A 23,028-nucleotide genomic window follows, 5' to 3' on the forward strand; every position below is an offset into this window, starting at 1 on the left:
ACCGCCTCTTCTAGCGGCTGAGCTGTGGGAGTCTCCGTCGAGGTGACCGACCCTGCCACCGGCTATGGTCAGTTCTAAAGATCCACGGACCGCCGCGACACGTAGATGCACCCGGCTCATGATCATTCACCAAGTGAACTCGTGTAGCGATGGCAGCCGGTCCAGGCTCGACTGGGCGCTCGCGGTGTATGGGTGCGCTGCGCCCAGCACGCGTATGTAGTCGGCCAGTACGTCCGTTAGGACGCTTCTTGCCCGATTGTGCTGGCCTCTTATCGCGAGTGCGAGTCCCAGATTGCGGCGCGCGTTCAGCGATGCGGTGTGGTCGGCGCCCAGTATCCGCTCACGGTCCTGTGCCACCCGCTGTCCGCACCTTCGCCTGCGGTTACATCGCACGTCTGACCAATTACGGGTGTCTTGCCGGCATGTTAAGGGACTGATATGTTAGCGCTCACATCGAAGCCTGCGGATGGATTTCTGGACGCCGCACAGGCGACCGATCGCCGTCAGCTCTCTGGCCACAGGCACTAACCACCGCGAGAAAGGCCACCACCATGCCCTTGAATCGACGACAGTTCACCCTGGGCGCGCTCGCCACTGGCGCGCTCACTGCGACCGGACTGACGGTCAGCCCGGGATCTGCCCTGGCGGCACCCAACACGGCATACCTCAACGCCTATTTCACCGAGACGCCGAACCAGTCGGGGTCAAGCTACGGCCTGCATCTCGCGGTCAGCCGGGACGGTCTCAACTGGATCCCGCTGAACCAGAACAACCCCGTCGTCACGCCGACCGCCGGTGACCTCGGCCTGCGCGACCCTTACATCCACCGCAAGCAGGACGGCACCTTCGTGGTGGTCGCCACCGACCTGAGGGGGCTCAACTTCGGGCGCAACAGCCAGTACCTGCACGTCTGGGACTCGACGGACCTGACCAGCTTCACCGGGTACCGCCTGCTCAGGATGCACACCTACAGCAACGTCCATACCTGGGCGCCGACGGTGTTCTGGGACGCGTCACGCGGCCAGTACGGCATCGTCTACTCCGCCAACACCACCACGGACCTGTTCCTGGTCAACTACACCAGCGACTTCCGCACGGTCAGTGTCCCGCAGACCTACTTCAGCCCCGGCTTCCCGGTGCTCGACGCCGACATCCGGGTCAGCGGCGGCGTGACGTACATGTTCTACAAGAACCTCGCCAACGGAAACCTGTACGGTGCCCGCTCCAGTACCGGCGCCCCGAACAGCTTCACCACCTTCACCAGCGGGCTACGCCAGGGTACCGCCATCGAGGGCGCACACTTGGTCCCGCGCAACGACGGCGGCGCCTGGTGGTTGTGGGGCGACTCGTTCGGCCCGATCAACAACGACATGTACCTCTGGTCAACGAGCAACGTCGGCGGCAACTCGTGGGCGGTGGCGAACCAACGTGACTACACGCCGCCGCTGAACTCCAAGCACGGCTCGATCGTCGGCATCACCGACGTCGAATACCAGAACGCCGTCAACCGCTGGGGGCTGCCGAACTGGGTCCGCCTGAAGTCGTCGAACCTTCCTGACTACTTCGTCCGGCACAGCAACGGCGCCATCCGGCTCGACCCATACCCGTTCGACCCTCACCAGGACCAGCTCTGGCGGATGGTCCCTGGCCTGGCCGACTCCACCGGCGTCTCGTTCGAGTCGATCAACCGGCCGGGCAACTACCTCCGGCACAGCGGCTACGTCGCGCGGCTCGCCGCCAACGACGGCAGCTCGACCTTCCGCGCCGACGCCACCTTCTACCGCACCGCCGGCCTGGCCGACAGTTCCTGGTCGTCGTTCCGGTCGTACAACTTCCCCACGTACTACCTGCGGCACGCCGGCTACCTGCTGCGCATCGATCCGCTCAGCGCAGGATCCGCCGCCGCCGACCGCCAGGACGCCACCTTCCGCGTCACCTCGTAGCCACCGCGACCTGACCCCGTAACGACAAGGTGAGGACAACAATCATGGGCAGCTCCCTTGCGAGTCGCCGCACAACCAGCGTCCTGATCGCCCTGCTGCTGGGCGTCTGCGCCGCCGTCACGGCGGTGCTACCGGGGACGAGCGCCAAGGCCGACAACCCGATCGTGCAGCACGTCTACACCGCCGACCCGGCTCCGCTGGTGCACAACGGCCGGTTGTACGTCTACACCGGACGCGACGAGGACGGCTCGACGTACTTCACGATGCGCGAGTGGCGGGTCTTCTCCTCCGCCGACATGGTGAACTGGACCGACCACGGCGTGCCGATGAACCTGGCCACGTTCAGCTGGGCCAGCGCCGACGCCTGGGCCGGTCACGTCATCGAACGCAACGGTCAGTTCTACTGGTATGTGCCGGTGAAGAACCGTGCCACCGGCCGGATGGCCATCGGTGTCGGCGTGTCCAGCAGCCCCACCGGCCCATTCCGCGACGCCCTGGGGCGACCGCTACTCGAGAACGCCGAGATCGATCCGCACGCCTTCATCGACGACAACGGCCAGGCGTACCTGTACTGGGGCAACCCCAACCTGTGGTACGTCCGGCTCAACAGCGACATGATCTCGTACTCCGGCGGCCTGACCCAGATCCCGCTGACCACAGCCGGCTTCGGCACCCGCACCGGCAACCCCACTCGACCCACCCTCTACGAAGAGGGACCGTGGGTCTACAAGCGCAACGGCACCTACTACATGATCTGGGCCGCCGAGTGCTGCGGCGAATACATCGCCTACTCCACCGCCCCCGGGCCCACCGGCCCGTGGACCTTCCGCGGCACGGTCATGCCCCGGCAGGGCGCCAGCTTCACCAACCATCCCGGCATCATCGACTTCGCCGGTGGGTCGTACTTCTTCTATCACAACGGCGCGCTTCCCGGCGGCGGCGGATTCACCCGCTCGGTCGCGGTGGAGAAGTTCACCTACCGGGCCGACGGCACGATCCCGTCGATGAACATGACCACCGCCGGTGTCCCGCAGGTCGGCACTCTCAACCCGTTCGTCCGGCAGGAGGCTGAGACCATCGCCTGGGGTTCCGGCATCGAGACCGAACGCGCCAACAGCGGCAGCATGAACGTCGCATCGATCGAGAACGGCGACTGGATCAAGGTCAAGGGCGTCGCGTTCGGCACCGGCGCGACCACCTTCACCGCCCGGGTGGCCTCTGCCACCGCCGGTGGCACCATCGAGGTACGCCTCGACAGCGCGACCGGTCCGCTGGTCGGCACCTGCCGGGTCTCCGGCACCGGCGGCTGGCAGAACTGGGTCGACACCTCCTGCGCGACCAGCGGGGCGACCGGCACCCGTGACCTCTACCTGCGGTTCACCGGCGGCTCCGGTTTCCTGTTCAACGTCGACTGGTGGCAGTTCACCAGCGGCGGCACGCCCACGCCCTCGGCGTACCGAATCACCAACCGCAACAGCGGGCAGGTTATCGACGTCCAGTCACCCAACCTGAACGACCTGGCCGTGATCGGCCAGTGGACCAGCAACGGCAACACCTGGCAACAGTGGCGCTTCCTCGACGCCGGCAACGGCAACGTCCGCCTACAGAGCGTCAACAGCGGCAAGTGCGTCGACATCAACAACTTTTCCACCGCCGACGGGGCCCAGGTCATCCAATACACCTGCCACAGCGGCCTCAACCAGGTCTTCAACTGGCGCCCGACCGGCGACGGCTACCACCACCTGGTCAACATCAACAGCAGCAAGTGCCTGAACGTGGTCGGCGGCTCCACCACCGCCGGCGCAGCCCTGGAACAGCGGACCTGCGGCACCGCGACCAGCATGCAGTGGTCGCGGAGCTGAGCCCGCCCTGATCGAAGGAGTGGATCCATGAAGGTCACGGAAGAGGCTCGTCCCGCCTCTCCACCCGGACGTCGCTGGCCCGCAGCGCTTGCCACTGCGGTCGCGGCGGTCCTCGCCGCCGCCGGGCTGGCCGTCTTGGCACCGTCGCCGGCCTCGGCGGCGACCGTGGACACGAACGCGTGGTACGTACTGGTGAACCGCAACAGCGGTAAGGCGTTGGACGTCTACAACCTGGCCACCAACGACGGCGCGCGGATCACCCAGTGGTCGCGGAACAACGGCAACCAGCAGCAGTGGCAGTTCGTCGACTCCGGCGGCGGCTACTACCGGGTGAAGTCCCGGCTGTCCGGCAAGGTGCTGGACGTGCACAACTTCTCCACGGCCAACGGCGCGGCCGTCGTGCAGTGGGCCGACCACAACGGCACCAACCAGCAGTTCCGGCTCGCCGACTCCGACGGCGGTCACGTGCGATTGATCAACCGGAACAGCAACAAGGCGCTGGAGGTGCAGGGCGCGTCGACCGCCGACGGCGGCAACATCGTCCAGTACGACGACTGGAACGGCACCAACCAGCAGTGGCAACTCGTCCGCGTCGACGGCGGGACCAACCCCACCCCAGGGCCGACCACCCCGTCCCCGCCGGGCGGCACCTCCGGCTGCGGCAAGGCACCGGGCATCACCAGCGGCACGCACACCATCAGCAGCAACGGCGCGAACCGGAGCTTCATCCTGCGGATCCCGGCCAACTACAACCAGAACAACCCGTACCGCCTGATCTTCGGTTTGCATTGGTGGGGCGGCACCGCGGTCGACGTGGACACAGGCCAGACCGTGGACCGCAACACCTGGTCCTACTACGGCCTCCAGCGGCTGGCGAACAACAGCACGATCTTCGTCGCCCCGCAGGGCATCGGCAACGGCTGGGCCAACACCGGCGGTGAGGACGTCACCTTCATCGACAACGTCCGCATCCGGATCGAGTCGGCGCTCTGCGTCAACACCCGACAGCGGTTCTCCATCGGGTTCAGCTACGGCGGTGCGATGAGCTACGCCCTCGCCTGCGCCCGGCCGGACGTCTTCCGGGCCGTCGTGGTCCAGTCCGCACCCCGGGAACTGAGCGGATGCAGTGGCGGCACCCAGCCCGTCGCCTACCTGGGGGTACACGGCATCGGTGACAACCCGGCCAGCGCACGGGCGATGCGGGACCGGTTCGTCCGCAACAACGGCTGCACCGCGCAGAGCCCCCGCGAACCGGCTGCCGGCAGCCTGACGCACGTCGTCACCACCTACTCCGGCTGCCGGACGGGATACCCGGTGGCTTGGGCCGCCTTCGACGGCGGCCACATCGCCGCACCCCAAGACGGTGCTCCCGGTGACAGCGGACCCCGGACCTGGGTCCCGGCGCTGGCCTGGAACTTCTTCTCCCAGTTCCAGTAGAGGCCCTGACCGGGCCGCTGACCCACGCGGGTGCCAACTCCGCGTGGGTCAGCGGTGGCCGCCATGCGAGTTTCGTCCACCCGGAGACCTCGATACTGTGGATCAGGGCTGGGACGCCACGGTGAGCTTGGCGATGTCTGGGGCGTAGACGGTCATCCAGTGCGGATGCAACCGGTAGTAGACCACGTCGTTGTCCCAGTCGAAGAGGTCGTCGCCGTAGAAGTCCTTCAAGTACGCGAGTACGTCCGGCCAGTCCGTGGCCTGGTTGCCGTTGCGGGGGTTGAGGATCTCCACCGTGCCGTGCGTGAAGACGCCGAGGTCCTCACCACGCATATGCGCGGCACTGGCGGCGGGTCGCGCCGCGAGATGGCGCGCCTTGGCGGCGTCGCGCGCCGTGCCGAAGTACCACCTGCCCCGCAGGAAGTGCCCGTCCACACCACTGATCCGCGGCTCGCCTTTCGCCGTCACGCTCGACAGAGCGAGGGTGCACATGCCGGTGAGGACCTGGGTGAGCTGCACCGCGTTCAGTGTGCGTGCGGTACTGATGATCGAGCGGAGGTGGGCGGTAGAGCCGGCGAGGGAGGCGTCAAGGAGGGCCTGGAGGTCTTCGAGATCTTCTGGGGTTTCGCGCATGGAAGTCCTAGTCTCTCCGTATCTATGCGTGCCTGGTCCGCGCCCATCACCGGCGCCGACCGATGAACCCATGCTCACCCCAGAACCTGACACCTTGTGTCATATTTCTTCGACTGGTTTGCGGACGCCAGCGCGCCGCACGGCATCCGGCGCGACGTGACTGGCTCCCGGCTGGCGACGCGCACGCTCTGCGGCAGAAGCGGACGTTCGGCCAACAACCTGACCGGCGCGGCAAGGGGCACGAAGACAAGGACGGCAGCACCAGGTGCGGTGGCGGCGGCCTTGTCGCTGTACCCGCTGGAGAGCGTCCCTGGCCAGGGACTCGTTGGCGCGAAGGTGGATGTCACCGCGTGTCGAGCACGACGAGGCGGGTGTGTTCGGAGAACAGCCTGCTCGCGGTCAGTCCGAACATGGCGTGGAAGCTGTCGCTGAAGTGTCCCGGCGAGGCGAACCCGGCCTCGGTGGACGCCTGGGTCAGGTCCGCACCTTCGCCGACCGCGAGTGCGACGTGCAGCATCCGTGCCCACAACCGGTACCGGCGGAAGCTGGTGTGGGCGTTCGCCGAGAACAGGTGCAGAAATCGTGACGTCGACAGGTGTACCTCGGCAGCGAGCTGCGGCGCGCTCATCTTCTGGTCAGGGTGAGCACGCATGATGCCGATCGCGGTGCGGATCCGCTCGTCCATCGCGTCAGGGTTCGGAGGGTCGACGAATTCCCGCAGTCGGGCCGGATCGGGGAACGAGGTTTCCTGTACGTGACTGATCAGCGACGACTCGTGCTGATAGTCGAGCCCGACCGAGGGGGTGCGTTCGGTCATGCGAGCGCGGACACCCTCCGCCAGGCCCGAGCCTGGGTCGAGGTAGAAGAAGAGCATCCGACCGTCGTCCGCGATGACCCGGTGTCGTGTTCGCGCCGGAATAAGGGCGCTGCGGGTACGCCGTTCACCGATGTCGTCGGCTTGCAGCGTGAACGGTGCGTCGACGCCCAATGCGAAGCAGTGCACGGAACCGGAGTGCGCATTCAGCCTCATCGAGGGCCCCAGATAGGCCGCCTGTCCGAGCCAGATCCAGATCCTCGCCGGCTCAGCCCGACACGTTTCTGGAAGCAGGACATCGACCACGTGGCCGATGATCGCACACGTGCTGATGACCGCAGAGGAACGACCAACGCGCACGCTACGCCCGCCAGGACGGATCAGGCGGAGACTGGGGCAAGGGCTCCTCGTGGCGGCCGGATTGCTCAACGTGCTGCCCGGCGCTGGTGCCGTATCGCCGGCCTGGGCCCGTACGGCCTACGGCGTGGACGTCACGGGCGCGAACCTGGAGACACTCATGCGGCATCGGGCGATCCTGCTCGCTCTGGTCGGCGTCACCATCATCGTTTCGGCGTTCCGCCCGCACCTGCGCCCCGCCGCGGTGGCCATCAACGCGGCCAGCTTCGGCACCTTCCTGCTTCTCGTGCTGACCACCCCATCGCTGCACCAGCAGGTGGTCCGGGTGGCGCAGGTCGACGCCGTCGCGTTGCTCGTCCTGTCGGCGGGGACGGCACTGCTCGCGTCCAGCCCCTGCGGTCGCCGCACGACGCCGGTTCGAGAGCGCGCATGACGACCACGGTCATCATCATCGTCGGGACGTTCTTCCTCGGCATGGGCGTCTACGCGCTGGCCGCGCCTGCGGCACTTGCCCGCCCCTTCCGCATCGTCATTGAATCAGCAGAAAGCCGATCTGAGATTCGGGCGGTCTACGGCGGGTTCGGCCTGGCGATCGCCGCCGTACTGGCTGCGGCGGCGCTCGATGTCGGCGATGTCCGGACCGGCGCGGTCATCACCGTCGCAGCGGCCCTTGCCGGGATGGCACTGGGCCGGTTGTTCTCCCGGATCGGCGACAGGGCAACGGGGTTCTATCCGATCTGGTGGTATTTCTGGATCGAGGCCATCGGTTCCGCCCTGCTGTTCGGCGTCGCCTGACCCTGATCGTGGCGAGTCGTATGGCGGGTAGGAACGCACCGAAGATGGCGTGGTGCTGCGGCGGTGCGTTCTGAGTCATCGGTCGATCGGATGGCTGACGGCGATGATCGGCTATTTTCATGGGCGACGGACCCGCTGCGACGCTTAGGAAGGAGGCATGACCAACGAGCGGACCGTTCCCCTGCTGCCGTGTGCCTCCATCGACGACATGGAGACCTTCTACGGAGTTCTCGGTTTCCGCACCACGTACAAGCAGCGCAAGCCCCACCCGTGTGTGGCGGTGCAGCGGGAAGACCTGCATCTACAGTTCTTCGAGATCCCCGGATTCGACCCGGAGCAGTCCTACGGCTCGTGTCTCGTACTCACCACGGACATCGAGGGGCTGCACCGGGCATTCGCCGCCGGCATGCGCGCCGCGTACGGCAAGGTGCTGGTGTCCGGAACGCCACGGATGACCCGGCCGAGAGCGCGGAAGAACGCCGACGGGGTGGGCGGATTCAGCGTCATCGACCCGGGCGGCAACTGGATCCGCGTCTTCCGCGACGCCCCCACCGCGCCCATGCCGGCCACCACGCCTGCCGGGCGGCTGGCCAAGGCGCTGGCGAATGCTGTCGTGCAGGCCGACTCCCGGGGAAACGTCGGACAGGCCGTTCGGATCCTCGACAGCGCGTTGGCCCGGCCACAGGCCGACGACGACCCGGTCGAGCAGGTAGAGGTCCTGGTCTACCGCGCCGAACTCGCGATAGTGCTGCACGATCCGAAGACCGCGGCCGAGATGCTGGCCCGCGCCCAGTCCGTCACGCTCACGCAAGACGAAACCGAACGGGCGGCACCCACGTTCGACAACGCCACCGACCTCGCCGCAGCACTGCGATGACTCACTCAACGAACTCCGCCCCCACCACACGTCGGGGACTTCGGCCCTACCCACCGTCCGGCCACACACAGCGTGACGGTGGCAGCCGGCAGGCAGCGCGTCCGCTCGGCGGCGAATGCGCGCCCTACGTGTTCGTGGAGCCGGTCTTGCGGACCAGCAAGTACCCGTACGGGGGCTCCGTCCCTTCCGGTGGCGTGCTGCCCTGGAAGACCGAGGCGAACCCCGCGGCGGTGAAGCGGTCCTCCATCTCCCGGGCCGAGAGCCAGTACCGATCGAAGTCGACGCCAAGACTCCCGACGGGGCTACCGGGACCGTTTCGATGCCCTGACCCGTCGCCGTGTTTGAACGCCGCCACCACATAGCCGCCCGGCCGCACGACCCGGGCCAGCTCGGCAAACGCCCGTACCCGGGCGTCCGGTGCCAGGAAGATCAACGAAAACCAGCACACCACCCCCGCCATCGACGCGTTCCCGAACGGCAACTCCCGCAGATCGGCGACCTCGTAGCCGAAACACGGATGCTCCCGCCGCGCCACCTCCACCATCCCCGGCGACAGATCCACCCCGCACGGCGACAGACCCCGACCCGCGAGGTACGGAAGAAGCCGCCCAGTGCCGCAGCCCACGTCCGCGACCTCTACACCCACGGTCAAGGTCAACTCGGCGAACAGATCGAGCATGGCGCGCTCGACCGGCATGCTCTCCAGCACTCCGACCAGGTTCTCCGCATACCACTCCGACAGCACGTTGTGCGCGTCCCGCAACTCCTCGGTACTGGCGTCCATCCCCCGCTGGCCCTCCCCATCCTCGGCCGTCGCGGCAGCGAATCTACCGCAGGACGCCGGGCTGGACACCGAGTGGAACATCCGACTTCACCCACCGCGACGTTGCAGGGCGTCACGACCGGATGCGGCAGATCCGCGCATCCGGCCGTGTCCAACTCATGCTGCGGGACGTGCGATGAGGATCTCCGCGTGCGGGATGACATCGTTCTGCGGCTCGACCGCGCAACCGCGGAAGATCCGTACGCCGCGTTCCACGAGGCCGGAGTGCACACCGCTGCTGGCGCGGCCATCACCCCGCCCACGGTCGAGGAACCCGCGCGGCTGGGCACTCCTCTGCGGGACCTGGGCCACGCCCTTGGCCGTCGATGCTCTCCGTACGGGGATCACGCGCAGCGGTGAAGGGTCGTGTGTGCTCAACAGCAGGGGTGGATGCCGCGCAAGGCCCGGAAATGCTCTCGCACACGGACGGCAGGATGGCTTCATGGGGATTACCGACCCGTGCGTGACCGTCTCCGAAGCAACCTTCGTGCCACGGTTCTTTCTCGATCCTCACGAGTCGTTCACGTCCAGCGCCGCGAAACCGCTCGGGTCTGTCGGGCCCCAGTGCCAGGCTCGTACCGAAGGGTCGGATGCGGCCAACGCGCTGCTCAGCAACCATCCTGCGCCGGCAGCTATCTGCAGCAGGTCGTGGAGAGACGCATCATCGCGGATCACCAGGTCGGCGGGAAGGTAGGCGGAGTCGGGCCGGGCAGCGAGTTGTCCGGCGTACGCGAGAAGGTCATGCGCGACATGGGCGGCGGTTCCCCGCAGTTCCCGTCGAGCGTGCCGGCCGGGCGCCGCCAGTCCTCGGACTGGTGCGGTGCGAGTACCCGTACCATCTCGGCCACGGCCTGGTCGACATCACGACTGTCCATCAGGCGCATGACGAGGAGCCTGCCAGATCTCAGAGGGCAGTTCGGAGTGTTAGGTCCGTTTCGGGGTGAGGGTGAATACGCCGGGTTCGTCTTCGGTGAGGACTTGGCGGTTGACCATGCGTTTCAGCTTCGCGCGGGTGCCTTCGGGACTGCCCCGGGTTTGGTTGACTCGCGGGGTTGAGTGGTTCAGGTCGGGTGTGTGGGCTGGTTGATTGTCTCAAACTCGATCGGGGTGAGGCGTCCGAGGCGTTGTTGCCGTCGTCGGCGGTGGTAGGTCCGTTCGATCCAGGTCACCATCGCCAGGCGCAGGTCGTGGCGGGTGCTCCAGCGTTGCCGGTCCAGGACGTTGCGTTGCAGTAGGGCGAAGAACGATTCCATCGCGGCGTTGTCGCCGCAGGCGCCGACGCGGCCCATCGAGCCGACCAATCCGTTGCGGTGCAATGCCTTCACAAATTTCCTAGACCGGAATTGGCTGCCCCTGTCCGAGTGGACCACGGTGCCGGCCGGATCGCGTAGTCGGACCGCGTTGGACAGCGCCGCGACGGCCAGAGAGGCTTTCATCCGGGTGTCGATGGAGTAGCCGACGATCCGGCCGGAGTACACGTCCTTGATCACGCACAGGTAGAGCTTGCCCTCGGCGGTGGGGTGTTCGGTGATGTCGGTCAGCCACAGCCGGTTCGGGGCGTCGGCGGTGAACCGGCGGTGCACCAGGTCGTCGTGCACCGGCGGCCCGGCCCGCCGCGTGAGCCCCTTGCGCTTGGCGAACACCGACCAGATGCGCTGCTGTGAGCACAGCCGGGCGACCCGGTTCGGGCCGGCGGTGATGCCGTGGGCGGGGAGTTCGTCGGCGATGAACCGGTACCCGAACGCCGGATCATCGTGGTGGATGTCCAGGGCGGCGTTGATCAGATGGGCGTCGTCGACGTCACGTCGCGACACCGGCTCGGCGCGCCATGCGTAGTAGGCCTGCTTACTGAACCCCAACACCCGGCAGGTCACCGCGACGGGGATCCCGTCCGCGGCCAGGTCACCGACCAGCGGGTACATCATTTTGGGGAGATATCCCGGGCGAAGAACGCCGCCGCCCGCCGCAGGATCTCGTTCTCCTGCTCCAGAAGCTTGTTACGCCGACGCAGCTCTCGCAGTTCCGCTGACTCGCTGCTGGTGGCCCCGGAACGGACACCGTCCTCGACATCGGCGAGCTTGAGCCAGCGGTGCAGACAGCCCTCGGAGATCCCGAAGTCCTTCGCGATCTGCCGCAACGGCGCCTCGCCCTTACGCGCGACCGCGACCACGTCACGACGGAACTCCGGCGGAAACGCTTTCGGCATGACAGACATCCTTCCAGCGAGGAACGCATCCTCACAGGTCAGGAGTCAACCAAACCGGGTGCAGTCCCCAATGCCGCTCAGTTAGGGCGGTGGGCGGGTTGTCAATGCTGCTGTTTCGAGGATGTTGATGTTGATGGTGGCGTGGTAGTTGGTGCGGTCGATGGTGCCTTTGGCGCGGTGTTTGGAGATCGCGCGTTTGACCACGCGGGGGCTGATTCGGGTGCGGCGTGGGGGTAGCAGGTCGGCCAGGATTGCGCGGCCGATGGTGCCGACGAGGTCGATGACGGTGCCGGCGATGACACCAGCGGCTTGGGTGATCTGGTCTCGGGCGGCGTGGACGGCGATGGTGAAGCTGGCCCGGTCGGGGTTGGTCGTGGGCCGGCTGGCGGTGGCGTCAGCCATTGCCAGCCGGACCGCTTGGTAGGTGGTGAGCAGGGCGTGGACCTCTTGACTGATCCCGTTCGGGGTTCGGGCTCGTAGGACCCGTCCGCCCCGCAGGGTGGACTTCAACTCCAGATATGTCGTCTCGATCTCCCAGCGGTGGTGGTAGAGGGTGACCAGGTCCATGGCCGGGAAGCGGCGCTGGTCGGTGAGGGTGGTGATCAGCCGGTACCGGCCGACGTGGCGTTTACCGTTCATGCTCACGACGATCTCGGCGTCAACGACCCGGACCGTCATCGTGCCGATGACAGACAGCCAGGACCCGTCGCGATGGCGGCGGATGACGGGCAGCCGCCGGTCGTCCTTGTCGCGGATGAGCAGGTCAGCGCCGGTGCTGGCGAACTGTTCGATCATCTGACGGGCGGCGAACCCACGGTCGGCCAGCAGCAGCATGCCTGGGCGCAGGCAGCCCAACAGACGCCCCGCACACGTGAGTTCGCCAGTGCTGATGGGGGTGAACACCGCGTCGATGACAGCGCGGGTGCCGCACGCCACGACGGCGACCAGCCGCAGCATCGGATACCCCGACCCACCGTGGCTGCCCGCCTGACGCGGATAGACCGTCAGGTTAGCCGCCGTATCGGGCACGAACATGCTGGTGCCGTCGATCGCGCACACCAGCAGACCCCGCCACCGGGCGGCCCCCGCCGGCGGACCCGACAGCAACCGGAACAACGCCACCAGCGGCTTGTCCCCGACCCGACGGCGAGCCTGCGACAACGCCGAAGACGTCGGCAGCGCCACCGTCAACCCGTCCAGCCCAGCGACCAACCGAGCCCACACCTGCCGGTAACCGACCTCAGCGAACAGCCCCGCCGCGAGCAGCAGATACACCACCACCCGCGACGGCAGATCCCGCACCCGCGACTGCACACCACCGGCCTCAGCCAGAACGGCATCGACCATCTCGAACGGCACCTGCTGCGTCAACTCACCCAGATGGCCCGGCGCGAACCGCCCCGCAGCCACCCTGATCGTGGACGTGATGGCAGACTGTTCCAACGGCGGGGCTCCCGGTCCAGAGGCTGTCTTGGAGTGACAAACCTCTATACCGAGACCCCGCCGTCCACGTCTACACCCCGCTTGACATCCACCACACCGCCCTAACTGAGCGGCATTGGCGTTAGCAGGGGTCCCCTCCTTGCATGCGGTCAGCCGCGCGGGCAGGTTCTGTCGGTGGTCGGCATCGTGCCGTGGACCAGGTACGACGTGGTGAGGTTCAGGGCGCAGGCGTTGCCGCTGAGCACGTAGACGCCGTGCCCGCTCTCGTTGGCGGTCACCAGTCGCGCACGCTGCCCGAACTTCTCGCGCAGCAGCTTGCCACCCGCCAACGGGGTGACCGGGTCCTGTCGGTTCTGCAGGATCAGCACGTTGCGCGCTCCCTCGGCGCTGATCGCGACGGGCGGTTCGGACGGCTCGTGCGTCCAGTAGGCGCAGGGGGTGATGTTCGCACTGGCGGCACCGAACAGCGGATACCGCTTGCGGTCCTCGGCCACGGCGCGGCGGTAGGTGTCCACGTCCTCGGGCCACGCGACGTCGTTGCAGGTCACGGCGAGGAAGACGGTGAAGGCGTTGTCGGTCGGGCTGGGCGTTTCCGTCGTCGTCGGCTGCGGCACCTGCGACGGGTCGAGGTACGCCTGCCAGGTCCGGGCCAGGTTGCCGTACTGCATCTTTCCGTAGAGGTGGGCGAAGGTCAGGTAGCGGAAGATGGGGCCGGTGAGCCCGTCGGGTGACGGCGTCCGGTCGAGCCGTTCGGCGATGGCGAAGTAGGTTCTGCGCACTTGTTGCGGCGTGCGGCCCAGCCCGTAGGAGTCGTGCCGTGCCGCCGCCCACGTCGCGAAGTCGGGGAAGGTCTGCTCCATGCCGAGCGCGAACCGGCGCAGTCCGTCCCGGTCGAGGTGGGTGTCGCCGATGTTGCTGTCCAGCACGATCCGGTCGGTGGTGGCCGGGAACATGGAGGCGTACGCCGCACCCAGCGCCGAGCCGTAGGACGCCCCGTAGAAGCTGGCCTTCGTCTCGCCGAGCGCGGCGCGGATCCGATCCAGGTCGCGGGCCATGTTGGCGGTGGTCAGATGTCGCAGCCGCCCGTCGGGGTCGTTCGCCGCACAGCGGGTGGCGACCTCCTCGGCGATCGCCGCCTGCCGGATGACGTCCGCATCGTCGACGGCGTACGGCGGGATGTTCGCCCAGTAGGCATCGGTGGCGGTGAACCCGCAGCTCATCGGCGTCGAGTGTCCGACGCCCCGGGTGTCCATTCCGATCAGGTCGTAGGCGTCCACGACGCTGGCCGGCAGGCCCTGCCCGATGAGGAACCCCGGCTGGTCCAGGCCGGTGCCACCCGGCCCGCCCGGGTTGAACATCAGCACGCCGCGCCGCTTCTCCGGCTTCGTGCTCGCGATCCGCGAGATCATGAGCTCGATCCGCGTGCCGTCCGGGTCGCCGTAGTCCAGTGGGACGGGCACCGTCGCGCACTGCACCTGTGCCTGCACCGTCGGCGGCACCACCACGTCCGCAGGGCACGCCGTCCACTGTGGTCCGGCCGGCGGTCTGCCGCCCGTCGATTCGCCGGCCGTCGCCGGGACGACCGCCGCCAGGGCACCGACCAGGCCGAGCATCCCGATCAGGGCGATGCCACGCTGTCGTCTCACGTCCAGGTCTCCTGTCGTCGTCGGGGTGGTCCACCGGGTACGGCCACGGTGCCGTGGGGCACGGTCGGGCGGGAGACGCGTCGGGCTCCTTCGCCGTCCGCCGCGATGGACCTACCTCGATGACACCAAGCCCCGTCCGGCGCGGACAGTGACGCCACGTCACCGCTTTCGGGTCGGGATGTCAGTGCGGGCGTACCGCTACGAGCTGACGCGGCTCACAGCCAGTCGTGTTCGCGGGCGTACCGGGCTGCCTCGTGGCGGGTCCGGGTCTGGGTCTTGCGCATCGCGTTGGAGAGGTAGTTGCGGACGGTCCCGGGCGCCAGGTGCAGTCGGACGGCGATGTCGGCGACCGAGTAGCCCTCGCCGGTGACCCGCAGCACGTCGGCCTCGCGTTCGGTCAGGGGGCAGTCCTCGGTGATGGCCAGTGCCGACACGTCCGGGTCGATCCACCGTTTGCCCGCGTGCAGGGTGGCCACGACCGAGGTGATGTGGGCCGGTTCGGCGGACTTGCTGACGAAGCCCTGGACGCCGAGCCGCAGCGCCTTGCGCAGTACGCCGGGACGGGCGTGCCGGGTCAGCATGAGGACCACCTGGTCCGGGAGCGTACGCCGGATCTCCGCGACCGCGCCGAGGCCGTCGACGCCGGGCATCTCCAGGTCGATGACGAGGACGTCGGGCCGGTGCCGCAGGGTGGCCTCGACGGCGGACCGGCCGTCGTGCGCCTCGGCCAGGACGGTGATGTCTCCCTCCAGCGGCAGCAGTGCGGCCAGGGCCGTCCGCAGCAGCACCTCGTCGTCGGCGAGCACGATGGTGGTCATCGGTCATCCCTGCCCATGGTCGAGGGGGTGCCGGCGTGAGCCGTCGGGAACGTCGCGGCGGTCCGGAACCGCCCGTCCTGCTGTCGCACGGTCAACTCGCCTCCGTCGTCCGCCACCCGCTGACCGAGGACGGAGAGGCCGCTGAGTTCGGTGGGTTCGTCGCCGGTCGCGCCGTCGTTGACGATGGTGATGCCCGACGCGGAGAGGGTGATCTGGACCTGGGTCGCCTGCGCGTGCCGCAGGATGTTGGTGGTCGTCTCGCGCAACACCTGGCCGAGCAGCTCGCCGACCCGGGAGTCGACCTCGCCCTCCCGGGTCACCCGGACCCGGATGCCGGCGGCCTCGAAGAGGTTCTTCGCGTTCTCGATCTCCGCGGTGAGGTTGAGCCGCCGTTGCGCGTGGGCGAGTTCCTTGGTCTGCGCGATGGTGTCGCTGACCAGCGCGTACGTCTCCCGCAGTTCCTTCTCCGCCCGGACGGTGTCGCGGACCAGCAGCTTCTGCGCCAACGCGATCTTCAGTTTGACCACGTGCAGGGTGTGGCCCTGGATGTCGTGCAGATCGCTGGCGAAGCGGAACCGTTCCCGCACGACCGCCAACTCCGCCTCGCGTTCCCGGGTCTGTTCGAGTTCCCGGATCAGGTCGTAGAACCGCTCCCCCACCACCGTCATCAGCGTCACGACGACGGTGAGGGCGGCCGGGACGAGGACGTAGGCGACCAGGACCTGGCGGACGTCGTCGCGCTCCACCAGGAGTCGTGTCGCACCGACGGCGGCGACGTAGGCCAGCAGCGCGACCGCCGCCAGCACGCGCCGTCGCACCTCGCGCAGGGCGAGGGAGCCCACGGCGCAGACCCCCCACCAGGCGTTCGGACTGCCGGTGACCAACGCACCGACCGGCCACACCGCTGCCGCGACGACCAGGCACGGCAGGGCGACCCGCGCGAGGTCGTCGGCGGTCCACCGTTCGAAGGCGACCAGGGCCGCCACCACCCCCGGGGCCAGGACGAGAGCGTGCCACCAGGTACGCGAGTCGAGGTACAGCAGGAGCAGCGCGGCGAACACCACCGGCGGGAGTGAGGTGATGAGGTTGATCCGGCGCAGCCGTCCCCGCGTCGACTCGGTGAAGCGCGCCGATCTTGCTGTCACCATCCCAGTATCCGGCAGTGACCGGGCCTGAACAGTGACACCACGTCACATCCGGTCATGACGTGCGCGCACTGACGGGTCCCGACGATCCGCGCTGTCATGGAGGCATGTCCAGCACACCAGTCATCGACGTCGAGCGCCTCAACCTGACCTACGGCGACTTCCACGCCGTGCGGGACCTCTCCTTCCAGGTGCGGCGCGGAGAACTCTACGCACTGCTCGGCACCAACGGAGCCGGGAAGACCTCGACCCTGGAGGTCGTCGAGGGGCACCGGAAGCCGACCTCCGGCACCGTGCGCGTCTTCGGGCACAGCCCGCAGGATCGCCGCGCGGTACGTCCCCGAATGGGCGTGATGCTCCAGGAGAGCGGATTCTCACCGGACCTCACGGTCCGCGAGTCCGTCGGGCTGGTCGGCCGGCTCACCCGGCGTACGGACGACGTCGACCGGCTGCTCGACCTGGTGGACCTCACCGATCGGGCCGGTCGGCGGGTGTCCCAGCTCTCCGGCGGTGAGAAACGGCGACTCGACTTCGCCACCGCCGCCTACGGCACCCCGGAGTTGATGTTCCTGGACGAGCCGACGACGGGCCTGGACATCCAGTCCCGCGACGACGTCTGGGCCACCGTGGACCGGATGCGGGAGAACGGTGCCACGATCGTGCTCACCACGCACTACCTGGAGGAGGCGCAGCAGCGCGCCGACCGGATCGGGTTGATGCACCAGGGTCGCCTGCACCGCGAGGGCAGCGTCACCGAACTGACCCGTACCCTGCCCGCGGTCATCCGCTTCACCCTGCCCACGGCGGTGCCGGCGCTGCCGCTGGCGGCGGTCGTCGACGCCGACGGCACGGTCGTGGTCGAGACCTTCGCCCTGCAGAAGGACCTGCACGTGCTGCTGCGGTGGGCCGAGGAACACGCCGTGGAGCTGCGGGACCTCACGGCCGGGCCGACCCGGCTCGACGACGTGTTCCGCGCCCTCGGTAGCTGATCCCCCCTTCGACAGGAGTGTCACCATGTTGGCCATCGCGTCCAGCGAGCTGATCCAGATCTTCCGCAACCGGCTGGTCCTGATCACCAGCCTCGTCGTCCCGGTCGCGGTCTGCGTGTTCTTCGTCCGCCAGCACGAGACCTTCGCCGCCATCGGCAGCCTCGGCTACATCGCGGCGATCGTCATGTTCACCGTGGCCGCGTTCGGGCTCTACGCCACCGCCGTCACCACCCTGGCCTCGCGGCGGCAGAACCTGTTCCTCAAGCGGTTGCGCTCCACCGCCGAGAGCGACGCCGGCATCCTCGCCGGTCTGTTGCTGCCCGTCGTCGTCCTCGCCGTGCTCCAGGTGACCGCGATCCTGATCGCCCTGGCCGTCGTCGCCGGTCAGCCCTCCGACGTCCTGCTGCTCGGGGTGGCGACCATCGCCACCCTCGCCATGATGGTCGGCCTGGCGCTGGCGACCGCAGGACTGACGAACTCCCCCGAGCACGCCCAGGTCACCACGCTTCCCGTCACCCTCGGCGTGATCGCCGTGGCAAGCTGGGTGGGCATCACCGGCACGGCGGACCTCGCCTGGCTCAAGCGGCTGCTGCCCGGCGGCGCGGCCACCGAGCTGACCGTGAACGCGTGGAACGGCGGCGTCGCCGTGGCCGACTCGCTGCTCCTGCTGGCGCCCACACTGGGCTGGGTCGCCGTCGCCGTCGCCCTCGCCACCCGACTCTTCCGCTGGGAGCCCCGCCGATGACCATCGACTCGTGGAAGCCCTCGGACCCGCCGACCCTGACCGAGGATCTTCTCCTGCTCCTGTTCCAGCCCCGGTCCGGCACCATCGCCGGCGAGAACACCCTCTTCTACGTCCTCGCCGGAGCCGTCCTCGCCGACCTCGCGCTCAACGGCCAGCTGGCCACCACGGCGAAGGGTCGGATCAGCAGCGTCGCGGAGCACGTACCCTCCGACGACGTCCTGAGGGCGACCTGGGACTACCTCGCGGACAAGCCGCGCAGTGCGCAGACCGTCCTGGCGGCGATGGGACCCGGCCTGCGGCAGCCGGTGCTGGACAGGCTCGTCCGGCGTGGCGACATCCGTCAGGAGGAGCGCAAGGTGCTCGGACTGTTCCGCTCCACAGCCCTGCGGGACGGCGGCACCGACCGGCGCGCACGCCTGCTGGACGACGTCCGGCAGGTCCTCGTGGAGGGTGCGGAGCCGTCGGCCCGGATCGCCGCGCTCGCGGCGCTGCTCTCTGCCAGTGGAACGCTTCCCCAGTTCGATCGCGAGATCCCGTGGACGTCGCCGGTGATCACCCGGGCGAAGGAGCTCGAACAGGGGGACTGGGGCGCCACCGCCGCAGCGGAGGCCGTGACCCGCACCGTGACGGCCACCGTCGTCAACAGCACCGTCGCGGCCATCACCGTGCTCCCCCGAAGCTGAGGCCGCCGAGCGTGCGCAGCGCGGTCGAGGAGACTGCGGCGAGGTCGGGCTGGGCGGGCAGGAACACGGTGGGTACGCCCAACGACTGGTTCATCGCCGCGAGTCGGCACTCGGCCTGCAGGTCGCTGGTGTTGCGTACGCCCCGAACGATCGCCCCGATCCCGTGGTCACGGCAGTACGTGGAGGTGAGGCCGCGCCAGGCCGCCACGGTCACGGAGGTCCACTCGACCGGCAGTGCGGCCCGTACGGCGGCGGCGCGCTGCCCCTCGTCGGTGTCGGGATGTTTGACGCTGTTGACGGCGACGAGCACGACCACCTCGTCGAAAAGGTCACGTGCCCGGCTCACCACGTTCAGGTGCCCCGGGGTGAAGGGATCGAAGCTGCCGGGATAGAGGGCTCGCACGCGTACACGGACGGTCGACGGCGCGGTCGTCACGGACGCAGGACCCGCTGTACGTCGCTGATGACCGGCGCCGAGGCGAGAGGCGCCCAGGAGGCGAACAGGTCCCGGAAATAGGAGCCGTACCTGTCCGCCACCGCAGGATCGCGCTCGATGACGTCCAGTTCGTTCACGATGGTGAGATCCACCAGCGCCCGGAGTCGCGCCGCGTCCGGCACCAGCATCCGCCCGGTGAACCGGTCGAACACCTGGCCCGTCTCTGCCAGCTTCCGCCAGGTGCGCTTGCGGTCGCAGGCGCCGTACAGGTAGACGATCTCCTCGGCATCGGCACCGACGAGGTCACGCAGCACCGGGCGATCGGCCAGATCGAGCAGAGTGAGGTCGAACCCGTCGGTGCCGTAGACGGCATGGGTGAGGCCGGCGGTTGCCACGTCACTGCCGCAGCCGAGGGCGTCGAGTCGTTCACCCACTCGGCACAGGTGGGCGTACAGGGTGCCGCCGGGATGAGCGATCCGCTCCGCTCCGCGCTCACGGAGCCACTCCCGCATGCCGCCGTCGGTGCGCATGGCCCAACCGTAGATGCCGGCTGTCGAATCCGTCGGGCGACCGCGCGGCGCGCGTCCCCGCCTCGGGCCAACGCGTCGTGGTCGACCACCGCCACCGTGAATCCGAGGGCACGTGCCGCCTGCGCCTCCGCCGCGAAGTGGTCGTCGGGTTGGCGTGGGCGCATCGGATTCGCGGGGACCATCAGGATCACGGACACATCTTGCCGTGCGGGCTCCGGTTGCCCCGATCCGTCGCCCGGATGGCGGTCCTACAGGGTTCGTTGCGGTTTCCCGCAGGCATTCGGTGTGAACGGCGCAAAGCGCCAGCGGCCCATTGAGACACCAGAACATCCGGTCGACCATCGCCGCAGTTGTCCTCGACGCACCGAAGGGAACCGCATGTTCACAGAGCGCAGGGCTCGGCGGGCCGGCCTGATGGCGGCGACGGTGATGAGCCTCGTACTCGGCGTCGCGATCCAACCCGTAGGAGCCGCCACGGCAGACGTCGGCACGACACCTACCGCCCAGTTGGGTAAGGGGACGGTCGTTGCAAGGACCGTCTTCACGACGAGTACGGGCGAGGAGTATGTCGCCGAGCAGTCGGTGTCCGTCGTCGCCGCCTCGTCGGCGGCCTCGACCACACAGGGGTGTCCAGCACCACCACCGGACTCGACGACGTCCGCTCAGACGGTCGGACTGTTCTGCGTACCCAAGGTCCAGTGTCGGACGCTGGACAGCACCTACCGGATCTATGTCATCCCGACCTACGTCGACCTGGTTCGCTGGCGGATGCGGTACACCTGGTGCTGGGAGGGTTCGATGGTTACCAGCGTGACTCCCACCCCGACTACGCCTGACATCCTCAGCGGAACGATCCGCGTGTCCGGCGGCATCTCCCGCACCCAGGGAAGCCTCCCGGCGCGTGGTGGTGTCGATGTCTACACCGAGGGGCTGCAGTTCGACGTGATCGCGTTCGGTCTGCCGATCAAGGCGTTCAACCCAAAGATCCGCTTCTACCTCACCAGCGTCGGCAACGCCTACAACCTGTCAGTTCTCGCCTGACCGACAACCCGCAACGGCAGGCCGTGACATCGTCGCGGCCTGCCGCCAGCGCCCGGTGCACAGGTCCGTTGGGCAGACAGTGCGGTGTGCGCCGACTGAGCAATGGCGCATGCGCGCCGCCTCGCACGATTGCGGGATTACGCATTCGTCGGCACCGAAATGGTCACGGGACTCCGGACGCGCCGCTCGGCTGCTTGGATGGAGTCCGAAGTGGGAGGCTCGATGCACGGACCCTCGAAGCGGGTCGCCTTCGGCGATGCGATCCCATCCATCGTCCGTTGGGGACACTCGCCGGATTCGGACCTCGTCTACCGCGCTCTGCTCATGCTGGGACCACGTCCAGCTCGGGATATCGGCCGGACGCTGGGCCTGTCGCCAGGCAGGCTCTCGGCTGCCCTGGACGAACTGGTGGCGGTCGGCGCCGTGCTCCTCGGAGTCGCGCCAGGACGAGACGAGCAGGTCTGGTCCGCCCGCTCACCGGCAACCGTGCTGGAGTCTCTGCGGAGCAAACACGCTCAGGACAGTGCCGTGCGGTCGGCGGTCGGTCTACCGCCCCCCGTGGCGACGGTGACGTACGCGCGCGAACACCTCGGTGACGGCCTGATTCACCTGCCGAGCCGGGCTGCAGCCCGGCGACGGCTGGCCGACCTCGCGCGAACGACTCGCCACGAACACCTGGCGATGAACACGGAGATGAGCTTCGACCCAACGTCGGCCCGATCCGCCGTGCCGGTCGACCGGGCACTACTCGACCGTGGCGTCACGATGCGGGTACTCGGCCGGCAGAGCACCGACGAGCGCGATCCGCTCCTCGGGCACGGACGCCGTCCCGACGAGCCGGGCCCTGACTACCGGCAGGCGCCGTGCGTACCGATGAAGCTGATCGTCATCGACCGCCGGGTTGCGTTGTTCCCGGTCTCTCCGCACAACTTCGACCGGGGATACCTGGAGGTCAGTCAAGCGGCCGTGGTATCCGCGCTGGTGAACCTCTTCGATCGTGAGTGGGACAGCGCCCGTCCACCGCGGAGTTTCAATATGCCCACGATCATTCTCGACGACCGGGAGCGGGCGCTGATCGCCCTACTCGCGCAAGGCCACACCGACGTATCCGCTGCCCGCGAACTCCAGGTCAGCGCACGCACGGTGAGCAACATCCTGCGTACGCTGATGGACCGGGTCGGCGTCGAGAACCGCTTCCAGCTCGGGCTGGCGCTCGGGGCGGCTCAGGCCGCCCCGAGCGCTGGAGGTGACCGATGATTTCGCTCTTCCGTCGGCTGGTCGGGACCGGCCTCGTCGTCGCGCTGCTGCTGGTAGCCGCACCGGCCAGCCCAGCGCACGCGTCGCCGACCTTCTGGTCCGCGGTGCCCTGCGCCACCGGGGACATGACCCCGTACGTCGCCGGGCCGTTCGAGATCTGGGTTTCCGGCTGGATCGAACCCTGCCCGGAGACGAACCCTCGACACGTCCTCTCCGCCAGTTTCTCGGTCGTGTACTACCCGGTGAGCGGAGCGCCGTTCCGTGGCCGGCACCTACTGTACGACGGCGCAGGCGTACGCACGGCGTTCGGCGGTCAACTGAACGGCGGCCTTCTCGGTCTCGCCGCCGTCTGTCTGGCGTTCGACAGCACCGGGCGTCTCGCATGCCTGGCCGTCGAAAGCACGGGCACCGGGTTCGTCTCGGTGCCCATCGGTGTGGACGACTCGCGGGTGGCCGCGCCCGTCGGCCTCGAGCCCCGAACCGGCAACGGCGGGCCCGGCACCAATCCGACGTGCGGCAACTGCGTCTGACCGAGTTCGCTACGGACC

General features: G+C 68.3%; 24 protein-coding genes. 12 read left to right on the forward strand and 12 right to left on the reverse strand.

Features of this window, described 5'->3' with window-relative positions; all coding sequences use genetic code 11:
* Nucleotides 1-126: 126 nt before the first annotated feature.
* Nucleotides 127-393 (reverse strand): tetratricopeptide repeat protein, encoded by a 267-nt coding sequence (locus HUT12_RS33360; RefSeq protein WP_368660248.1) that lies wholly within the window; start codon nt 391-393, stop codon nt 127-129.
* A gap of 158 nt (nt 394-551) precedes the next feature.
* On the opposite strand from HUT12_RS33360, the gene HUT12_RS13185 reads away from it, so the two are divergent.
* From HUT12_RS13185 to HUT12_RS13195, 3 genes are read left to right on the forward strand one after another with little or no spacing between them, the layout of a single operon-like run.
* Nucleotides 552-1,943, forward strand: a complete 1,392-nt coding sequence (locus tag HUT12_RS13185) for a glycoside hydrolase family 43 protein (RefSeq protein ID WP_131051037.1) — start codon at nt 552-554, stop codon at nt 1,941-1,943.
* 44 nt (nt 1,944-1,987) lie between these two features.
* Nucleotides 1,988-3,805 (forward strand): family 43 glycosylhydrolase, encoded by a 1,818-nt coding sequence (locus tag HUT12_RS13190; RefSeq protein WP_176093562.1) that lies wholly within the window; start codon nt 1,988-1,990, stop codon nt 3,803-3,805.
* Between the two features lie 27 nt (nt 3,806-3,832).
* On the forward strand, nt 3,833-5,242 hold the full coding sequence (locus HUT12_RS13195) for an RICIN domain-containing protein (RefSeq protein WP_176093563.1): 1,410 nt from the start codon (nt 3,833-3,835) through the stop codon (nt 5,240-5,242).
* A gap of 102 nt (nt 5,243-5,344) precedes the next feature.
* On the opposite strand, the gene HUT12_RS13200 is transcribed toward HUT12_RS13195, so the two are convergent.
* Together HUT12_RS13200 and HUT12_RS13205 are read right to left on the reverse strand one after the other, a co-directional pair.
* Nucleotides 5,345-5,761: a pyridoxamine 5'-phosphate oxidase family protein gene (locus tag HUT12_RS13200; protein ID WP_236145524.1), complete on the reverse strand. Its 417-nt coding sequence runs from the start codon at nt 5,759-5,761 to the stop codon at nt 5,345-5,347.
* A 457-nt stretch (nt 5,762-6,218) separates the two neighbouring features.
* Nucleotides 6,219-6,905 carry an AraC family transcriptional regulator gene (locus tag HUT12_RS13205; RefSeq protein ID WP_217705985.1) on the reverse strand — a complete coding sequence of 229 codons (687 nt, stop codon included), beginning with the start codon at nt 6,903-6,905 and terminating at the stop codon, nt 6,219-6,221.
* Between the two features lie 193 nt (nt 6,906-7,098).
* Here HUT12_RS13205 and HUT12_RS13210 point away from each other — a divergent pair, with 193 nt between their 5' ends.
* From HUT12_RS13210 to HUT12_RS13220, 3 genes are all read left to right on the forward strand, one after another.
* Nucleotides 7,099-7,479: a hypothetical protein gene (locus tag HUT12_RS13210; RefSeq protein ID WP_176093564.1), complete on the forward strand. Its 381-nt coding sequence runs from the start codon at nt 7,099-7,101 to the stop codon at nt 7,477-7,479.
* A complete protein-coding gene (locus HUT12_RS13215; protein ID WP_176093565.1) occupies nt 7,476-7,841 on the forward strand; it encodes a DUF4345 family protein in 366 nt (121 codons plus the stop codon). Before HUT12_RS13210 ends, HUT12_RS13215 begins: the two co-directional genes overlap by 4 nt.
* Before the next feature lie 157 nt (nt 7,842-7,998).
* The gene (locus HUT12_RS13220) at nt 7,999-8,718 is read left to right on the forward strand and encodes a VOC family protein (protein ID WP_176093566.1); all 720 of its coding nucleotides are present in this window, start codon (nt 7,999-8,001) and stop codon (nt 8,716-8,718) included.
* Nucleotides 8,719-8,842: 124 nt separating this feature from the next.
* On the opposite strand, the gene HUT12_RS13225 is transcribed toward HUT12_RS13220, so the two are convergent.
* The 7 genes from HUT12_RS13225 to HUT12_RS13255 all read right to left on the reverse strand — a co-directional run bounded on the left by HUT12_RS13225 (nt 8,843) and on the right by HUT12_RS13255 (nt 16,802).
* Nucleotides 8,843-9,502 (reverse strand): class I SAM-dependent methyltransferase, encoded by a 660-nt coding sequence (locus HUT12_RS13225; protein ID WP_176093567.1) that lies wholly within the window; start codon nt 9,500-9,502, stop codon nt 8,843-8,845.
* A 710-nt stretch (nt 9,503-10,212) separates the two neighbouring features.
* The gene (locus HUT12_RS32805; protein ID WP_254876810.1) at nt 10,213-10,425 is read right to left on the reverse strand and encodes a hypothetical protein; all 213 of its coding nucleotides are present in this window, start codon (nt 10,423-10,425) and stop codon (nt 10,213-10,215) included.
* 177 nt (nt 10,426-10,602) lie between these two features.
* Nucleotides 10,603-11,747 (reverse strand): IS3 family transposase gene (locus HUT12_RS13235; protein ID WP_176092604.1). Its coding sequence is split into 2 segments (ribosomal slippage): nt 10,603-11,474 and nt 11,474-11,747, totalling 1,146 coding nucleotides; the frame shifts between segments, so codons are not numbered across the junction.
* Nucleotides 11,748-11,828: 81 nt separating this feature from the next.
* Entirely contained in the window at nt 11,829-13,190 is a 1,362-nt protein-coding gene (locus HUT12_RS13240) for an IS4 family transposase (RefSeq protein WP_176092250.1), read from the reverse strand.
* A gap of 149 nt (nt 13,191-13,339) precedes the next feature.
* A complete protein-coding gene (locus HUT12_RS13245) occupies nt 13,340-14,836 on the reverse strand; it encodes an alpha/beta hydrolase (RefSeq protein ID WP_217705986.1) in 1,497 nt (498 codons plus the stop codon).
* Nucleotides 14,837-15,051: 215 nt separating this feature from the next.
* Entirely contained in the window at nt 15,052-15,654 is a 603-nt protein-coding gene (locus HUT12_RS13250) for a response regulator transcription factor (RefSeq protein ID WP_131050853.1), read from the reverse strand.
* The gene (locus HUT12_RS13255; RefSeq protein ID WP_131050854.1) at nt 15,651-16,802 is read right to left on the reverse strand and encodes a sensor histidine kinase; all 1,152 of its coding nucleotides are present in this window, start codon (nt 16,800-16,802) and stop codon (nt 15,651-15,653) included. Before HUT12_RS13255 ends, HUT12_RS13250 begins: the two co-directional genes overlap by 4 nt.
* Nucleotides 16,803-16,906: 104 nt before the next feature.
* On the opposite strand from HUT12_RS13255, the gene HUT12_RS13260 reads away from it, so the two are divergent.
* Genes HUT12_RS13260 through HUT12_RS13270 form a run of 3 tightly spaced genes read left to right on the forward strand, consistent with a single transcriptional unit; the run spans nt 16,907 to nt 19,216 of the window.
* Nucleotides 16,907-17,788 (forward strand): ABC transporter ATP-binding protein, encoded by an 882-nt coding sequence (locus tag HUT12_RS13260; protein ID WP_131050855.1) that lies wholly within the window; start codon nt 16,907-16,909, stop codon nt 17,786-17,788.
* A 25-nt stretch (nt 17,789-17,813) separates the two neighbouring features.
* Nucleotides 17,814-18,533 carry an ABC transporter permease gene (locus HUT12_RS13265; protein WP_131050856.1) on the forward strand — a complete coding sequence of 240 codons (720 nt, stop codon included), beginning with the start codon at nt 17,814-17,816 and terminating at the stop codon, nt 18,531-18,533.
* Nucleotides 18,530-19,216, forward strand: coding sequence for a GPP34 family phosphoprotein (locus tag HUT12_RS13270; protein WP_131050857.1), 687 nt, complete (start codon nt 18,530-18,532; stop codon nt 19,214-19,216). Before HUT12_RS13265 ends, HUT12_RS13270 begins: the two co-directional genes overlap by 4 nt.
* On the opposite strand, the gene coaD is transcribed toward HUT12_RS13270, so the two are convergent.
* Nucleotides 19,194-19,619, reverse strand: coding sequence for a pantetheine-phosphate adenylyltransferase (coaD, locus tag HUT12_RS13275; protein ID WP_254876811.1), 426 nt, complete (start codon nt 19,617-19,619; stop codon nt 19,194-19,196). The two genes, HUT12_RS13270 and coaD, sit on opposite strands and share 23 nt — an antisense overlap.
* Nucleotides 19,620-19,648: 29 nt before the next feature.
* Nucleotides 19,649-20,182, reverse strand: a complete 534-nt coding sequence (locus HUT12_RS13280; RefSeq protein ID WP_176093569.1) for a DUF6817 domain-containing protein — start codon at nt 20,180-20,182, stop codon at nt 19,649-19,651.
* A 285-nt stretch (nt 20,183-20,467) separates the two neighbouring features.
* On the opposite strand from HUT12_RS13280, the gene HUT12_RS13285 reads away from it, so the two are divergent.
* The 3 genes from HUT12_RS13285 (at nt 20,468) to HUT12_RS13295 (ending at nt 23,010) form a co-directional block, all read left to right on the forward strand.
* On the forward strand, nt 20,468-21,223 hold the full coding sequence (locus tag HUT12_RS13285; protein WP_176093570.1) for a hypothetical protein: 756 nt from the start codon (nt 20,468-20,470) through the stop codon (nt 21,221-21,223).
* A gap of 102 nt (nt 21,224-21,325) precedes the next feature.
* Nucleotides 21,326-22,480, forward strand: coding sequence for a helix-turn-helix transcriptional regulator (locus HUT12_RS13290; protein ID WP_176093571.1), 1,155 nt, complete (start codon nt 21,326-21,328; stop codon nt 22,478-22,480).
* Nucleotides 22,477-23,010 (forward strand): hypothetical protein, encoded by a 534-nt coding sequence (locus tag HUT12_RS13295; RefSeq protein ID WP_176093572.1) that lies wholly within the window; start codon nt 22,477-22,479, stop codon nt 23,008-23,010. The genes HUT12_RS13290 and HUT12_RS13295 overlap by 4 nt, the downstream gene beginning before the upstream one ends.
* Nucleotides 23,011-23,028: the final 18 nt, after the last annotated feature.

The sequence above is a fragment of the Verrucosispora sp. NA02020 genome (assembly GCF_013364215.1).
Taxonomy (GTDB): domain Bacteria; phylum Actinomycetota; class Actinomycetes; order Mycobacteriales; family Micromonosporaceae; genus Micromonospora.

Coding starts and splice junctions, on each gene's coding strand:
- HUT12_RS13185 (WP_131051037.1), top strand. CDS start 552: ATGCCCTTGAATCGACGACAGTTCACCCTGGGCGCGCTCGCCACTGGC.
- HUT12_RS13190 (WP_176093562.1), top strand. CDS start 1,988: ATGGGCAGCTCCCTTGCGAGTCGCCGCACAACCAGCGTCCTGATCGCC.
- HUT12_RS13195 (WP_176093563.1), top strand. CDS start 3,833: ATGAAGGTCACGGAAGAGGCTCGTCCCGCCTCTCCACCCGGACGTCGC.
- HUT12_RS13205 (WP_217705985.1), bottom strand. CDS start 6,905: ATGAGGCTGAATGCGCACTCCGGTTCCGTGCACTGCTTCGCATTGGGC.
- HUT12_RS13215 (WP_176093565.1), top strand. CDS start 7,476: ATGACGACCACGGTCATCATCATCGTCGGGACGTTCTTCCTCGGCATG.
- HUT12_RS13220 (WP_176093566.1), top strand. CDS start 7,999: ATGACCAACGAGCGGACCGTTCCCCTGCTGCCGTGTGCCTCCATCGAC.
- HUT12_RS13225 (WP_176093567.1), bottom strand. CDS start 9,502: ATGGACGCCAGTACCGAGGAGTTGCGGGACGCGCACAACGTGCTGTCG.
- HUT12_RS32805 (WP_254876810.1), bottom strand. CDS start 10,425: ATGCGCCTGATGGACAGTCGTGATGTCGACCAGGCCGTGGCCGAGATG.
- HUT12_RS13250 (WP_131050853.1), bottom strand. CDS start 15,654: ATGACCACCATCGTGCTCGCCGACGACGAGGTGCTGCTGCGGACGGCC.
- HUT12_RS13255 (WP_131050854.1), bottom strand. CDS start 16,802: ATGGTGACAGCAAGATCGGCGCGCTTCACCGAGTCGACGCGGGGACGG.
- HUT12_RS13260 (WP_131050855.1), top strand. CDS start 16,907: ATGTCCAGCACACCAGTCATCGACGTCGAGCGCCTCAACCTGACCTAC.
- HUT12_RS13265 (WP_131050856.1), top strand. CDS start 17,814: ATGTTGGCCATCGCGTCCAGCGAGCTGATCCAGATCTTCCGCAACCGG.
- HUT12_RS13270 (WP_131050857.1), top strand. CDS start 18,530: ATGACCATCGACTCGTGGAAGCCCTCGGACCCGCCGACCCTGACCGAG.
- HUT12_RS13280 (WP_176093569.1), bottom strand. CDS start 20,182: ATGCGCACCGACGGCGGCATGCGGGAGTGGCTCCGTGAGCGCGGAGCG.
- HUT12_RS13290 (WP_176093571.1), top strand. CDS start 21,326: ATGGCGCATGCGCGCCGCCTCGCACGATTGCGGGATTACGCATTCGTC.
- HUT12_RS13295 (WP_176093572.1), top strand. CDS start 22,477: ATGATTTCGCTCTTCCGTCGGCTGGTCGGGACCGGCCTCGTCGTCGCG.